We start from the raw sequence: 15,102 nt of genomic DNA on the forward strand, positions 1-15,102 counted from the left end.
CTCGATACGATTACTTACACCTAGTTTATCTAAAATCGTGGAAATGTAATTACGTACTGTTCCTGTCGAGAGAAATAGCTCACTTGCAATTTCCTTCGTATTTTTTCCATCTGCCACTAGTCCAAGCACTTCTTGTTCTCTTTCGGTTAGCGGATTATCCCCACCGCTGTATGCTTCGTCCATTAACTCAGCATCATAGATTCGTTTACCTTCCATCACGCTGCGGATTGATGTAGCTAGCTCTTCAGATGGGCTATCTTTAAGCAAATACCCATACACGCCCGCCTTCATTGCTCGTTCAAAGTATCCTGCTCGGGCAAATGTCGTTAATATAATAACTTTGCAATCACTGCCTTTCAGCTCCTCAGCAGCTTCAAGTCCGCTTTTAATTGGCATTTCTATATCCATAATACAAACATCTGGCTTCAATTCTTTAACAAGCTGTAAAGCCTCTTCACCGTTAGAAGCTTTACCTACAACTTGCATATCATCCTCCAAATCGATCAGTGAAGCAAGCGCCCCTAACAACATTCGCTGATCTTCAGCAATAACAATCCTAATCATGTTATCGACTCCTTCATTGGCTGACGAACGGCATTCGGAACCGTAATATGCAAGCTCGTTCCTTTCTCCTCTCCGCCAGCGACTTTTAATGATCCATTTACAAATTCCAACCGTTCCTTCATTCCTCGTAAGCCATTGCCATTCGAACGGTCTTGATTTGCAGAAATCCCTACTCCGTCATCCTCTACAGTTAAATGAACCTCATCAGCGGTCACCTCTATTGCAATTCGACACCGCTCAGCACCGCTATGCTTCACAACATTCGTTACTGCTTCCTTTAAACACATGCATAGTACATTTTCAGCAAGTAACGCTGTTGATTTCAAGCGCGGATCTCCTTCCAAAACTAGCTCTATTTGTGCCGCAGACAACATTTGCCTTACATTTTGAACCTCGTCCTCAAGGCTTGTACCGCGCATTTTTGTAACTAAATCTCGAACCTCTTTTAGCGCAATGCGAGCTGTCTGACGAATATCTTTCAGTTCCTTTTCAGCTTTGTCCAAGTCCTTGCGCAGCAGCTTGCTAGCAAGTTCACTTTTTAAACCAATTAAGCTTAGTTTTTGCCCAACGGTATCGTGCAAATCACGTGAGATTCGCTGTCGTTCCTCCAGCTTTACAAGCTCGGAAATACGTTTATTGGCATACTCGAGCTCGTCCTCAAGCTGATCCTGCTTTTTCTGATTATACGTATTAAACGGCAAAAGGATAACAACGACCAAGCAAATCAAAATAAATGGAAATTGCGTAAGTAAAATTTGACGCTGTGTCGCTAACCCATAATTAACAGTGACAAAAGTTGTCAAAAGGTGAATAATATACAAAGTGTAAAATCCTGCTTTATTTTTAATATGTCCGATAAAAAATGCTAAAAAAATCGAAAAGTAAACGTAACTGAACCAAAGCGTCATAATCATCGAAATAATGATTTGCATGCTCGTCCATAGGTAAACTGGCCATCCCTTAGAAATAAACGCCAGCAAATAGAAAATAAAAAAAGCAATAATTAATGATGTGCCGCTGACAACCTGAATCGTAGAGGATTGACCGAAAATAAAATAAAAAGGTAAGATGCAAAATACAAGCCATATATAAGGTGACAAGCCTGCACCTTTGTGAAAGGTTTGATACCACTTGTTCATAAGTGTTACTCCTTGAAAAACCTGTTATTATAATTAGTTTATCACAGATTTCAAGCCGCGTGTAAAACAAGCACGAGCACGAAACGACAATCGTTTCATGCTCGTGGATAGACTTCACTAGCTAGCTGACTTTATGAGTAATAACAGCTAATTCTCTAGTCGATGCAATTTCTTTACCAGTACGAAAGCTAACAAATCGCTTGCTTCTTTCATCCCATAACGCTACTTTTAATGACAATAAGCTTTCCTTGATACCAATCGTAGTTGCTTTATGCAACGGCGGCGTTTCCTCATGTGCTTTTTCCAATAAATAGTTTGGAACTTTTGGACTTAGGTGATGGACATGATGGAAACCGATATTTCCAGTAAGCCATTGCAACAGTTTCGGTAAGCGATAATATGAACTGCCTTCTACCGCTGCATGCACGTAGCTCCAATCCTCATTATGCTCAAAATATGATTCTTCAAATTGATGCTGCACATAAAACAGCCAAATTCCTAGCGCACCAGAAACATAAAATGCTGGCAGCTGAATGAGTAGCAATGACTTCCAACCAACTAATAAATATAACAGAGCGTACATCGCTACGATAAGCCCGTTCATAATATAGGTATTGATTCTTTCTTTACGTTTAGCTCCTTTGCGATTAAAACGATACTGAATTAAAAATACAAAAAACGGTCCTAATACAAACATTACAAATGGATTACGGTATAAGCGATATCTCAAGCGAAGCCATTTCGAGGCTTGCGCATATTCATCAACAGTCATAATCCATAGGTCACCCACCCCGCGTTTATCTAGATTACTGCTTGTTGCGTGGTGAATAGCATGTGAATTTTTCCATTGTAAATAAGGTACATGAGTTAGTGTCCCAGTTAGCATACCAACAATATCATTGGCTTTCTTGCTTCTGAAAAACGAACCGTGACAGCAATCATGAAAAATGATAAAAGTACGGATAATAAAAAATCCACTGGCAATTGCTAACGGCAAAGCTAACCAAAATGATACCGATAAACTAAAATAAGCAGCCGTCCATAATAGCACCAGTGGAATTAATGTATTACAAAGTTGAATAATGCTAATACTTGTCGATGTTTTTTCATATTTTTGCATACTTTTTCGAAGTTGAACCTGTCTAGGGTCTTGTTGCATAAGCGACCTCTCCTTATAAAATTGCAGCAGCCCTTTAAAACTTCAGCGGCTACAATAAAGTGATACCTTCATTGTAGCCGCTTCACTGTCATTAAATAAGTCATAAATGTAAGGAAAATGATATGACATCTATCATATATTGAGTTGCTTAAAATGCCCATTCTCCGTTACGGAACACTGGAATTACTGTGCCGTCTGCTTGAATACCGTCAATATCCATTTCCGCCGAGCCAATCATAAAATCATTATGCGTAATGCTTTCATTGACACCATGTGCAGCAAGCTCCTCTGGTGACATATTTTTACCGCCTTCAATATTAAAAGCATATCCGCTGCCAATCGCCAAATGATTCGAAGCATTTTCATCAAACAATGTATTGAAGAAAAGAATGCCTGATTGTGAAATCGGAGAGCGATGAGGAACTAAAGCTACCTCGCCTAAATAATGAGAGCCTTCATCCATTTCAATTAGTTTAGCTAAAAATTCTTCACCTTGCTTCGCTTCATATTTTACAATTCGTCCATTTTCGAACGTAATCTTAAATTCATCAATTACATTTCCACCAAAGCTAAGCGGCTTCGTACTTGATACATAACCATTTGTTCCGTTACGATGTGGAACTGTGAACACTTCTTCAGTTGGCATATTGGCCATAAATACATGTCCTTGCGGATTTTCACTGCCTGCCGATACCCATACATGCTTTTCATCCAGCTCAATTGTTAAATCTGTACCAGGCGCGCGATAATGCAGTTTTTTGAAACGATAATTATTTAAAGCAACTGCTTTTTCATGCAGCGTAACATTATGCTCTTGCCATGCTTTAATCGGATCAGGAGTATCAAGACGTACTGCTTTAAAAATCGCATCCCAAAGCTGTGCAACAGCTTCCTCTTCTGTACTGTTCGGAAAAACTTTTTTCGCCCATTCAGCTCCTGCAGCTGCAACAACCGTCCAGCTTACTTTATCAGATTGAATTGCTCTTCTAAAGTTTACAAGCTTCGTACCAGATGCTTTTTGGAATGCAGCAATTTTCGCGGAATCCACCCCTTTAAGCAGGTCTGGACTGGAGGAAACTAAGGAAATAAACGCTGCATTGTTATCGACAAATTCATCTCGCTTCGCAGCTTCCCAATCTGGAAAATGATTAAATACTTCATCCGCTGCTCTTGTATATTTTAGACGAGATAACTTATCGTCTATCCAATCGACATGAACATTCGTTGCCCCTGCATCATAAGCTTGCTCAGCTATTAAGCGAACTAGTTCAGCTTGATCGACTGCTCCTGTAATGAATACAGGTTGTCCAGCTTGTACATTTACTCCTACACGTACGATTAACTTAGCATAGCTTTCCAATTGATCTTTCCATTGATTAGTCATATGTACACTCCTTTATATTAGAATCCCCGTTGTTAGTATGTTCTCTAGCTTCATTGTCTATTATAGCATTACTGGATATAGGAATTGAAAAAGTTCATAGATGCTCGTTCTAAAAGCACAGCTATACCCTTAATGAACTAAAGCTTAATGAGCTATATTTTAAAACGTTGCAGCAATTGCTCGAGCTCAGTAGCCTGCTCTCTTAATTGCAGGACAATTTCCTTCATTTGCTGGACAGACTGATAGGTAACTTCTACTGTTTGCTGGATTTCGTTAGTCGCCTCAACAGCCTCTTCAGAAATTTGAACTGCTTGCTCCGTCATATCATTTAGTCCTTCAATCGTCGCACTAACTTGTGCCGCAGTACTGGACAAATACTCTGCCTGTTGCTCTACTTGTGTTATTCCATGATTTATTTTTTCAAAAACTTCACCTAAGGATGTAACAACCTTTGTACCTGTTACGACTTCTTCACTGCTAATTTTTGAGGCTGAGCTTGCCTGCTCTGTTAGAAGCAGCATTTTACCGATTAGCTCCTCTACTTGCTCAGCAGTAAAATCGGTTTGATCCGCTAGCTTACGAACCTCCTGTGCTACCACACTAAAACCTTTGCCATGCTCACCAGCACGTGCTGCTTCAATTGAAGCATTCAATGCTAGCATTCCTGTTTGTGCAGAGATATGTTTAATCATCGCCACCATCTCTTGCACGTCATGTGAAAGATTTTGCAAAGAAGCAATATCCTCTGTGGCTTGTCCTGTTGTATGTTGAATAATATCCATCTGTTTTTGAAGCTGATTCATATAATCATTGCCCGAAGCAATTTGCACATTTGCACGGCTTGTAACTTCAAACATTGTTTCAGAGGATGAGGCAACATGGCGCATCGCATTTGTTACCTCTACCATTGCTATTGTTGTTTCATTCATTGTTTCATGCTGTACTGACGATTGCTTATTAGCAATCTCAATATTTTTACTTAACGTCTCGCCTAAATTCTCGGCAGTTGTTACATTGTCGGTTAACGTCACAATCGATGATTTAATGACAGCATGACTTGCAGACAGCTTCGCTAAGCTAGTGCGTAATTCAGCAGTTAGCTCTGAAAAACCTTCGGTCAGCATACCAATTTCATCACGATGTTTAGCGGTTAATTCAATTGTTAAATCACCTTGCTGAGCACGCTTCATATGTATAAGTAACGTTTTTAGCGGTTTTAACATCAATCTAGTAATAAAAATAATGAGTAACAGTGATACCAATACCGTACAAGCAACGATAAAAATCGTCATCTTACGGTTACTGGCCATAACCTCATATATATCCGTACCGTCAAAATCCGCCCCGATAACACCAATAATATCCCCGTTCTCTTTTAAGATTGGAAAATAGGCCGATATTGTTGCACCGTATTTCTCAGAATAGTCTAGCGAACCAAGATGTACCTCCTTAGTTTCATAGGTTAAGACGGTTAACTCGTCAATATCTTCCTCTGCTTCTCCAATTGCTGAAAAATCTTCTGAATCCATATCTAATGAGCTTCCATCTATTACATAATAGAATGTGCCATTCTCGTCTCTGCTCATTGTATACAGATATTTTAATCCGTTGCTGACTTTATACTCATGTAGCTTTTGTTGAATGCTTAAATAGTCATCATTAATCTGTTTGTCCTTTGCAATTTGCTCAAACTGGATAATATCAATTTTGGTGGCAGCGGTTTCAGCGATAGCTAAAGCCTGCTTTCCTAAACCATCAAGCACTAATTTCTGCGATGAACTAAACATTAGATAACTCATAATTAATCCGCTAAGTAAAACAATTAAAGAGAAAATAAATATCATTCGTGATTGCAGGCTCTTCAGCAACGTATATTCCTCCTAGGGGCTAATTGACAGAAATATTATAGCATGGAGGATTGATGTTGTATTGATAGCTAGTAAAAACTTCATAATTATTTTTTAGCAACGTTCAATTAATGCTAATACAAAAGCCGATTATGATTACTGATTATTCGATAAGTATCCCAAATTGAATAAAAACAATTAGAAAAACCTATCTTGTATGGGCAATTCCATAAGCAAGATAGGTTTTATTCATGAAACTGATATGTCTATAGCTACAGCAGCAAGCTCATCCAATCATCCATCGTTATTGGTCCAAAATAATACGTAAGATCCAAATCTTTAGAAACTTCGCGCAACGCTTCTTCTGAATAACGAGTGCCGACTAGGAGCTCAGCCACTTCATTGCGATCTCCTCTGCCAAAGAAGTCGCCATAAATTGCTGCATCCTGAATCACTCCATCAACAACGTTTAAGCGTACATCGAAAGTACCCGCTCCCTCAATCCGTTTACGTTGCTGCATATTAAACTGCGGTGAACGTCCATAATTCCAGTCCCAACTGCGATAGCGCTCATCTGCTAACTGATAAACCTTTTTCCAGTCTTCCTCAGTTAGCTTATAGGTTGGAATTTCATTATGTCCCGAAAATACATGCTGCAATATTTTCGTACGAAACTCTTCAATCGTAAGGGGCTCCTTTAAAAATTCAGAAATATTAGCTACGCGACTGCGCACAGATTTCGTTGATTTGGAAACATATTTTTCAGCATTAACCTTTAAGGCGCTTGCCACATTTTCCATCTCTGAATTAAAGAGCAAAGTGCCATGACTAATAATTTTCCCACGTGAATGGAATTGCGCATTACCTGAAATTTTACGCTCCCCTACTTGAATATCGTTGCGACCAGATAATTCTGCTTCAACACCAAGCTCACGCAACGCCTCAACAACAGGCTCGGTAAACTTTTTAAAATTGTGAAAAGAAGATCCGTCGTCTCTCATAATAAAGCTAAAGTTCAAATTACCGAGATCATGATAAACAGCACCGCCACCGCTTAAGCGACGTACAACATGTAATTTATGCTCCTTTACGTACTCAGCATTAATTTCTTCAACTGTATTTTGATTTCTGCCAATAATAATTGACGGTTCATTAATATAGAAAAGCAAATAGTTGTTTTCAGGCAGCTGTCTGAAAATATACTCTTCAAGCGCAAGATTCACAGCGGGATCATGGTGCTGCTCATTACTTACAAATAACATCGGATTATCACTCCTATCCCGGTTTGTTCTTAAAATTATACCGTTTTCACTTTATGCTTTTCAAGTTTAGTGCAAAATGCCATAATAGGCAGTATGTATGACTGTTAATTTTTGTATCAGTCTAATAATATGGTTAAGCAAAATATAAGCATATTCGGATTAGGAGGAGAAATATGCAATATCGCAATCTTGGGAAAAGCGGATTAAAGCTATCTGCGATTGGTCTGGGAACAAATGCCTTTGGAAAACGTGCTGATCGTGAGCATTCCATTGCAATTATCCATGAAGCGATTGAGCGAGGTGTCACCTTTATCGATACAGCAAATATTTATGCTGGTACACAATCTGAAACGATTATTGGTGAAGCATTAAAGGGAAAAAGAAGCAGTGTAGTGCTAACAACTAAAGCCGGACTGCCTATCGGTCCTGGCGTATATGAACGTGGCTCATCTGCAAGACATCTCGTCGAACAGCTTGATGGAAGTTTAAAACGACTGCAAACAGATTATGTCGATCTGTTTCAAATTCATACCTTTGACCCGCATACACCATTAGAAGAAACATTGCGTTGCTTAGAGTATATGATTGCTTCCGGCAAGGTAAGATATATTGGCTGCTCTAACTACTACGCATGGGAGCTGATGAAGGCTCTTAGCATAAGCAAGGAGCTGCGCATTAGCAGCTATATCTCTCATCAAACAAGCTATTCCTTAGCTGATCGCACACCAGAACGTGAGCTTATTCCGCTCTGCGAGGACCAAGGCATCGGCATCATTCCTTACTTCCCGCTTGCTGGCGGTATTTTAACAGGTAAATACGCAAGCGGCATTCCTGAAGGATCACGAGCACAAACGGATCCAAACTTTAATCGGTTTATTAATGAAAAGACGCTATCCCTAAGCAAGGAAGTAAATAAGCTGGCACAGGAGCTAGGAACAACAGCTAACGTATTATCGATCGCTTGGCTACTGCATCAACCAATAGTTAGCAGCGTTATCGTTGGTGCGACAAAAAAAGATCAGCTACAAGATAATCTAAAAGCGTTAGATCTGAAGTTAGATGTAGCCACTCTTGCCCGATTAGATGAGATTAGCGCACCATTTAAGCACGGTGAGCCATTTGCACTTTACCGGATATAAACAAAAAGAGCCTGGGACAAAACCCAGCTAAATGAAAGAAAACTCCTGGTGCTCTACAAAATAGAATGCCAGGAGTTCATTTTTTACATACAAAAGGAACACTTTCTGTTAAAATTTAAGTATCTCACCCCAAAAATTTCAAAAGAAAGGTGTTCCTTATGTTTAAAGATTATAACATGAATCAATTAGTTTTGCCTCTAAATTTAGAAGTTAAATTAGATAAACATGATATCGCATTTGCCATTCATCATTTGGTCGAAAGTATTCCAGATGAAGCGTTTCGTTCGTTTGTTCGTCGTGACGGTTGTCCAGCCTATCATCCGCGCATGATGCTCAAGATCATTCTATGCGGCTACACTCAATCTGCCTTTTCTGGTCGTAAAATTGAAGCTCTTACGAAAGACAGTATTCGGATGATGTGGTTAGCTCAAGGCTATGAACCTTGCTACCGTACGATTAATCGTTTCCGTGTTCATCCTGTGATGAAAGACTTACTCCGCCAGTGCTTCGTTCAATTTCGCTCGAAGTTAGTGGAAGAAAAGATCATTACCCAAGAAGCGATGTTCATTGATGGAACCAAAATTGAAGCCAATGCGAATAAGTTCACCTTTGTATGGAAAAAAGCCGTGGACAAACATCATGCTCGGCTCATTGAAAAGTCGAATCAACTGTACAACGAGTTATTGGAACAAAAGATCATTCCAGAGCTTGAACATGAGCAAGAACTCTCTACGGAAAACTTACTGGAGATCGCAGAACACCTTGAGCGAGTGGTTGAAAGCTATACAGAAAAGATCGCAGCATCCGAAGATACGAGTGAACGAAAACAATTACGAAGCAAGCGAAAAGCACCAAAACAACTACTCAAGCAAGTCCGTGATTGGATGGAACGAAAAAACATGTACAAGCTTCATCAACAACGATTCGGAAAGCGCAACAGTTATTCCAAAACCGATCCTGATGCAACCTTCATGCGAATGAAAGATGACTACATGAAGAATGGACAATTGAAGCCTGGATACAATGTACAAATTGCAACCGAAGGACAATACACACTGGCTTATGGTATCTATTCCAATCCAACGGACACCAAGACGCTTATTCCTTTTCTTGATGAAATTGAAACCCATTATTTTGACTTGCCTACCTATATCGTAGCGGATGCCGGATATGGAAGTGAGCAAAACTATGAGGATGTGATCACGAAGCGCAAGCGTGTTCCATTAATAAAGTATACGATGTATGAGCGTGAGCAAAAGAGAAAGTCTAAAACCGATCCATTTCAAACAAGTAACTGGCACTATGATGCCGAAAAGGATCGTTATCTTTGTCCAAATGGACAGGAACTAACGTTTCAACGCTATACCATACGCAAAGATAAAGATGGGTTTGAGCGACAATTCAAGATCTATGCTTGTGCGGATTGTACAGGATGTCCTTTCCGATCCTCATGTACGAAAGCACAAGAAGGAAGACACCGACAACTGATGATCAATGCACGTTGGGAACAACAAAAAACCTATGTAAGAGAGCAGCTTTCAGGAGAAAAAACAGGGGAGATCTACCGTCAACGAAAAATTGACGTAGAACCAGTTTTTGGATTCTTGAAGGCTAATTTAGGTTTCACTCGCTTTTCAGTTCGAGGAAAACGGAAAGTTGAGCATGAGATTGGACTTGCCTTAATGGCAGTAAACTTAAGGAAATATGTGCTACGAACGTAGCATAGCATTAGAAAAACAGAGCCTAAAATGAGCAAACGGTGAAATCTTTGAACAGATTTCACCGTTTGCTTGTTTTAAGAGACAAGTTTTGTCCCAGGCTCTTCCTTATTAACGTTTCCCTATTTTAAAACGCTAATGAAACTGTTTAATCTATTTCGAAGCCCCAAAAGTCTATTCTGACTTCAAAACCTATGCCTTATCCGCTGGAAACACCAATCCGATTTGCCGTCTCACTTCATCCATAACCTCCATCGTCGCCAGCGATACTGCAAAGCTATTGATTGGAGATTCCTTTTTATTTTGCTCAACTAATTCAATGAAATGTTGCAGCTCATAGTACATATCCTGGTTAATCGTCGGCAGTAACAAGTCGATACTTTCTCCCTGGCGATTTCGCAATATGATTTCGTTTGGATCGCTTACGCGATTTAACAAAATTGAGCCCTCTTCCCCTTGGATTTCAAGCGGCAAGTAGGAATTGCTAATTTTCGAGTACTGCACAACCGCCTCAATTCCTTGGTCATAGTGCATAATAACGCTGCCTTGCCCGTCTACTCCTGACTCTAGCATAAATGCCGAGGCTTGTATGCTGCTAGGCTTACCAAATAATAAAATGGCAGGATAAATGCAATATACACCGATATCCATTAATGCTCCGTTCGAAAATTCTGGTTTGAACGCATTAAGGACAGTCCCTTGCTTATAAGCATCATAACGTGAGGAGTACTGACAGAAGCTTGCAAAGTATCTTCTAATTGTGCCGAGCTGCTCAATATGCTCTACTGCTTGCCGAAATGCTGGCAACATCGTTGATTTCATCGCTTCCATAAACAATACATCATTATCTTTAGCAAGTTCGATTAGCTCTTTAAGCTCACGAGCATTGGAGGTAACCGGCTTTTCGCATAATACATGGATGCCTCGCTCAAGTGCAAGCTTCGCATAATGGGCATGTAAGCTTGTTGGCGAAGCAATATACAATGCCCCGATAATACCGCTCTCCAGCATTTCAACAACATCAGTAAAGCAATGCGGAATATGATGCTTAGCGGCAAAGGCTTGTGCTGTTTCTATTGCTCTTGAACATATTGCACTAGCTTGAAAATTTGTCAGCAATGATCCTGCTGCGATAAAACGATCACTAATAAAATTCGTTCCGATTATGCCAAATGAAACCATCATTCATTCTCCTTCAACTGTTATTTCTGCTGAAGCTGCTTCCAAACTGCTTTATTGCTATATTTCTTATTAAAGCTTATTTCCTCACCAAACCAGCTTGGCGGATTAAAGCTGTTCGCTTCCTCCATCGAAGCAAACTCCACTTCAACTACTACAAAGTCCACTTGATCATAGACATCAATTTCCAGCGTCGTTTGCTCCCATAAAGCTGTAATGCGATTTTTCGTTAGTGGAATATAGCCACATGCTGCCATTAATTGCTCATAAATTGTTTGCGTAATGCTGTACTCTACTTCTTCACGCGCAAGACCGATACCATTTTTAAATGTATGTGTATACTCATATTCACCTGTAGTTAAATTTTGAATCCGACGTACACGCAGCTCTTGATTTTCATCCATTGCAATATATGTCTGCTCAATGCGCTGCTCTGATGTTACCGTTATATATCCTTGCTCAACCAATTGCTTATAGGGAATTTCTAATAAATATTTCCGTTCAATTTCTAAAGCCATAATTGGATGCCTCCTAAAGAAATGTCTTAATACACGCTATCAAAATATGGCGTGTTGTGCAAGTAGTGTAATACGAAGCGCTGTAAAAATGGTACAATAGAAAAAGTTAATGTTCAGAGAGGAGTTTTTTCATGGAAGTTACGTCAATTAAGCTGTCTTTAATTGATGAAGATAAAGAACAGCCACGGTATCAGTTTAACGAAGAAGCGCTAGAGGAGCTTGCCAATAGCATTCGCGAAATCGGTCTACTCTCGCCGATCAAAGTTCGTGCATTAAATAATGGACGCTACAAAATTATTTATGGAAATCGTCGCTATAAAGCTTCGCTAATGGTAGGTCTTGAAACGATCCCTTGCATTATTTCTACTGCTGATAATGAAACAGACATTTATTTAGAACAAGTAGCGGAAAACTTAACACGCGAGGACTTCTCCCCAATTGAAGAAGCTCATGCGTTCCACAAATTAATGAATGACGAAGCATTTCGCAGCTCAACAAAGCTTATTGCAAGTAAGCTAGGAAAAACGGAAAGCTACATAAAAAATAAGCTGGATCTGCTAAAATTTAGCAATGCTGTTCAAAAGCTAATCGTAAGCGGCACTCAAATTCGCAAAGACTGCCTAACAGAAGAACAGCTAATGCCGCTTAAAGATCTACCAATGGAATACCGCGATACGTTAGCATTAACTGTAGCGCGAGATGAATTGCCAGTAAGTGATGTTAAGAAAATAGCTAAGCTTTTTAAAGATAGCTCGATTACCGATGCAACAAAGCAAAAGCTATTACTTAAAAACGGTAGCGGACTAATCGAAACATGGTCTGTTTTTGAGCAAAATCGTAAAGAAAAACTAGCACGTGAAAAAGAAATGAAAGAAAAAGCTAAGCTGGCTGAACAGCGGAAAGCTGAAGAAGAGAAGCGGAAAGCTGAACTTGAGCAGCAAGCTGCATCAGAAAAGGAGCAGAATACTTCACTAGAGAAAGAACTATTTGATTCTCCAGCGCCAGCAGCAAGCTCAGCCTCCTCTTCTGTAGAAGCTCCTGCTGAGCAACAAGCTCAAGTTAGCGGACAAGCTATAGATTTAGGCCATTCTGTTGCAAGCAGCACAAATTCTTGCCATGCTGCAATCGACAAGCGTCAATATATAGAAGGATTAGATCAAGCTCTTTTGCAAGCACAAGCTCTGCTTGATGCGCTGAAATGCGGAAAAATATCACAATATGAAGCAAGTCATCAACTATCTGTTGATATGCTTATTAAGCTTAATGAATTGCAGCAGCTATGGCAAAACATTCAGCAAGCAAGCAACATAGATTAAAGATAAAACGTCGCTTAGAACTAAAAAAGAACTCCTAGGTAAACTCGGTAGCAAACGCTCCCCAGCTGCTCGGAGTTCTTTTACTGTTCTCTACTTCTATCTCTACCGCTAAAAATGTATAAAGATGCGATTACAAATCAAATGTATACTCTGCTTCAAATGGATCGACCTCTAACCATAACTCTCCTGCAAGACGATCGTAATAGGCAAAGGCAAATAAATAGTCAATATGATATTTTCCGTTATAGGTCGTATAACCATCACGTGACACATATGGCGGTCTAAAATCAACAGAATCTAGAACGTTTAATGCTAAATTTAATTGCTTTATACCTAGCTCTTTATAAACGATTTCGTCAGCAACATGAATTAAAATTGAGCCAATCGCATTATATTCATCATCAGCAAGCTCTACTTCAATAAGATCATAATAATTATCATAATCTTCCATATCACCAAGTATGCCGTACTCCTCTAAATCTTCAAAATAAGTGACATACCATTCAAATTCAAACTCAACCCCATCATATTCAATAATAGAGTGGCGATCTAATAAATCTTGCAGCTTCGCGAGCGTTGCTTCAATTTCATTAGAATATGCAGGAGAAATTGGCATTTGATAGTTACTGCGTTTCTGGCTAACAAAGGCTTGCACATCTTTGCCCGGAATCGCAAGATTAATATTAGCCGAACTTTCAACCTTTGCTGTAATAATACCGATAAGCTCACCCTTTTGGTTAAATAAGCCTCCTCCAGAGTTACCTCTATCAATAGGTGCAGTGACTTGAATATATTCCAAACCAAACAGCTCACGGGATACATTGCTAATAATTCCTGTAGACATTGTATTATTAAAGCCTAGCGGAGAACCGATCGTAATGATAGACTCACCCATTTTACTTGAAGCGGAATTGCTAAGTTTAACCGCTGGAAGCCCTGTCGCATTAATTTTAATCATGGCTAAATCACGCTCTTCATCATAGAGCAGTACGCGATCTGTCTTATATTCCTTGCCATCAGAAGTGGTTACTATGACATAAGCAGCATCTTCAATCACATGATAATTCGTAATAATCTCACCAGTGCTTGAATAAATAACGCCACTGCCAAGAGATAAAATAATATTGTCAGAACTATAAGTTGTAAGATGGACAACCTGCTTGGAAAGAATATCAGCGAGAGCAGAAAGATCATTTGTCGTTGTATTGTTTGTTGTTGCGTTGTTTGTGTTTGAGTTATTTATATTTGAGTTGTTTGATCCAGAGGCATTACTAGAAGTGTTTATTGTAATTGTGTTATTAGCGTATTTCACAACATAACCAAACGCCTGACTAACAAAACGAAGCGGCACATAAGTTACTCCTTTATCAACATACGGAGCGCGATCCAGCTTAACAACTTGCCCGTTTTTTGTAGCACTTGTTTGGTTTATAAAAACGATTACCGTTGTGTTATCCCTTGTTGCTGTAATGCTTTGTGTTAGCGCATCATAACGTACATTTACACCAAGCGCTTTAAAAATATCGCGAAATGGTACCATAGTTATTCCATTTTCAATACGCGGCTCATTCGCAAATTTCATAATTTCTCCGTTAATTACAACGGTAGGTGCTTGAGTTTTTGCATAAACATGATTAGTCGGAATCGTTAGAGTAAAAATTAGTGCTACAAGCATTAAATATGAAAGTAATTTTCTTCTCATAAACGCCTCCTACAATGAATTATCTTGTAATTGTTAATATATTTAATAGAGCTAATAATATTCCTATTAAACTATTATTATAATATATTGTCAATTTCCCCCTTTATTTAGTTATAAAAAAAGCCTGACTATTTCCTCCCCAATTTAGAAGAAAATCAGGCTGCACAGACTACAA

General features: G+C 39.2%; 11 protein-coding genes and 1 pseudogene (1 of these 12 running past the window's edge). 3 read left to right on the top strand and 9 right to left on the bottom strand.

Going from position 1 to position 15,102, the window contains the following annotated elements:
• From AC2TDL_RS06485 to lplA, 6 genes are all read right to left on the bottom strand, one after another.
• On the bottom strand, positions 1 to 564 hold the 5' portion of the coding sequence (locus AC2TDL_RS06485; protein ID WP_484699410.1) for a response regulator. 39 nt of this gene lie to the left of the window's left edge; 564 of the gene's 603 nt are visible here — the first part of the coding sequence; its start codon is at positions 562 to 564; its stop codon lies off the left edge, out of view.
• Complete coding sequence (locus AC2TDL_RS06490; protein ID WP_484699412.1) at positions 561 to 1,703, bottom strand: sensor histidine kinase; 1,143 nt, start codon at positions 1,701 to 1,703, stop codon at positions 561 to 563. The genes AC2TDL_RS06485 and AC2TDL_RS06490 overlap by 4 nt, the downstream gene beginning before the upstream one ends.
• Before the next feature lie 121 nt (positions 1,704 to 1,824).
• The gene (gene desA / locus AC2TDL_RS06495; RefSeq protein WP_484699414.1) at positions 1,825 to 2,862 is read right to left on the bottom strand and encodes a Delta(5) desaturase DesA; all 1,038 of its coding nucleotides are present in this window, start codon (positions 2,860 to 2,862) and stop codon (positions 1,825 to 1,827) included.
• A 148-nt stretch (positions 2,863 to 3,010) separates the two neighbouring features.
• Positions 3,011 to 4,246 carry an aminopeptidase gene (locus AC2TDL_RS06500; protein WP_484699417.1) on the bottom strand — a complete coding sequence of 412 codons (1,236 nt, stop codon included), beginning with the start codon at positions 4,244 to 4,246 and terminating at the stop codon, positions 3,011 to 3,013.
• Between the two features lie 152 nt (positions 4,247 to 4,398).
• Positions 4,399 to 6,114 (bottom strand): methyl-accepting chemotaxis protein, encoded by a 1,716-nt coding sequence (locus AC2TDL_RS06505; protein ID WP_484699422.1) that lies wholly within the window; start codon positions 6,112 to 6,114, stop codon positions 4,399 to 4,401.
• 251 nt (positions 6,115 to 6,365) lie between these two features.
• Complete coding sequence (gene lplA, locus AC2TDL_RS06510; protein ID WP_484699424.1) at positions 6,366 to 7,355, bottom strand: lipoate--protein ligase; 990 nt, start codon at positions 7,353 to 7,355, stop codon at positions 6,366 to 6,368.
• A 173-nt stretch (positions 7,356 to 7,528) separates the two neighbouring features.
• Between lplA and AC2TDL_RS06515 the strand changes: the two genes are divergently transcribed.
• Complete coding sequence (locus tag AC2TDL_RS06515; RefSeq protein ID WP_484699428.1) at positions 7,529 to 8,494, top strand: aldo/keto reductase; 966 nt, start codon at positions 7,529 to 7,531, stop codon at positions 8,492 to 8,494.
• A gap of 158 nt (positions 8,495 to 8,652) precedes the next feature.
• Positions 8,653 to 10,200, top strand: a pseudogene (locus AC2TDL_RS06520) (IS1182 family transposase); the annotation flags it as partial.
• Between the two features lie 204 nt (positions 10,201 to 10,404).
• Here AC2TDL_RS06520 and AC2TDL_RS06525 read toward each other — a convergent pair.
• Positions 10,405 to 11,397, bottom strand: a complete 993-nt coding sequence (locus AC2TDL_RS06525; protein ID WP_484699432.1) for a Gfo/Idh/MocA family protein — start codon at positions 11,395 to 11,397, stop codon at positions 10,405 to 10,407.
• A 17-nt stretch (positions 11,398 to 11,414) separates the two neighbouring features.
• Entirely contained in the window at positions 11,415 to 11,909 is a 495-nt protein-coding gene (locus AC2TDL_RS06530) for a CYTH domain-containing protein (protein ID WP_484699434.1), read from the bottom strand.
• A gap of 131 nt (positions 11,910 to 12,040) precedes the next feature.
• On the opposite strand from AC2TDL_RS06530, the gene AC2TDL_RS06535 reads away from it, so the two are divergent.
• Positions 12,041 to 13,225, top strand: a complete 1,185-nt coding sequence (locus tag AC2TDL_RS06535; RefSeq protein WP_484699438.1) for a ParB/RepB/Spo0J family partition protein — start codon at positions 12,041 to 12,043, stop codon at positions 13,223 to 13,225.
• A gap of 130 nt (positions 13,226 to 13,355) precedes the next feature.
• On the opposite strand, the gene AC2TDL_RS06540 is transcribed toward AC2TDL_RS06535, so the two are convergent.
• Complete coding sequence (locus AC2TDL_RS06540) at positions 13,356 to 14,927, bottom strand: stalk domain-containing protein (protein ID WP_484699441.1); 1,572 nt, start codon at positions 14,925 to 14,927, stop codon at positions 13,356 to 13,358.
• Positions 14,928 to 15,102: the final 175 nt, after the last annotated feature.

The sequence above is a fragment of the Paenibacillus sp. plas6 genome, assembly GCF_057221655.1.

What these genes read in the sequence shown, in the direction of transcription:
- AC2TDL_RS06490 (WP_484699412.1), bottom strand. Translation starts at nt 1,703, where the DNA reads ATGAACAAGTGGTATCAAACCTTTCACAAAGGTGCAGGCTTGTCACCT.
- desA (WP_484699414.1), bottom strand. Translation starts at nt 2,862, where the DNA reads ATGCAACAAGACCCTAGACAGGTTCAACTTCGAAAAAGTATGCAAAAA.
- AC2TDL_RS06500 (WP_484699417.1), bottom strand. Translation starts at nt 4,246, where the DNA reads ATGACTAATCAATGGAAAGATCAATTGGAAAGCTATGCTAAGTTAATC.
- lplA (WP_484699424.1), bottom strand. Translation starts at nt 7,355, where the DNA reads ATGTTATTTGTAAGTAATGAGCAGCACCATGATCCCGCTGTGAATCTT.
- AC2TDL_RS06515 (WP_484699428.1), top strand. Translation starts at nt 7,529, where the DNA reads ATGCAATATCGCAATCTTGGGAAAAGCGGATTAAAGCTATCTGCGATT.
- AC2TDL_RS06525 (WP_484699432.1), bottom strand. Translation starts at nt 11,397, where the DNA reads ATGATGGTTTCATTTGGCATAATCGGAACGAATTTTATTAGTGATCGT.
- AC2TDL_RS06530 (WP_484699434.1), bottom strand. Translation starts at nt 11,909, where the DNA reads ATGGCTTTAGAAATTGAACGGAAATATTTATTAGAAATTCCCTATAAG.
- AC2TDL_RS06535 (WP_484699438.1), top strand. Translation starts at nt 12,041, where the DNA reads ATGGAAGTTACGTCAATTAAGCTGTCTTTAATTGATGAAGATAAAGAA.
- AC2TDL_RS06540 (WP_484699441.1), bottom strand. Translation starts at nt 14,927, where the DNA reads ATGAGAAGAAAATTACTTTCATATTTAATGCTTGTAGCACTAATTTTT.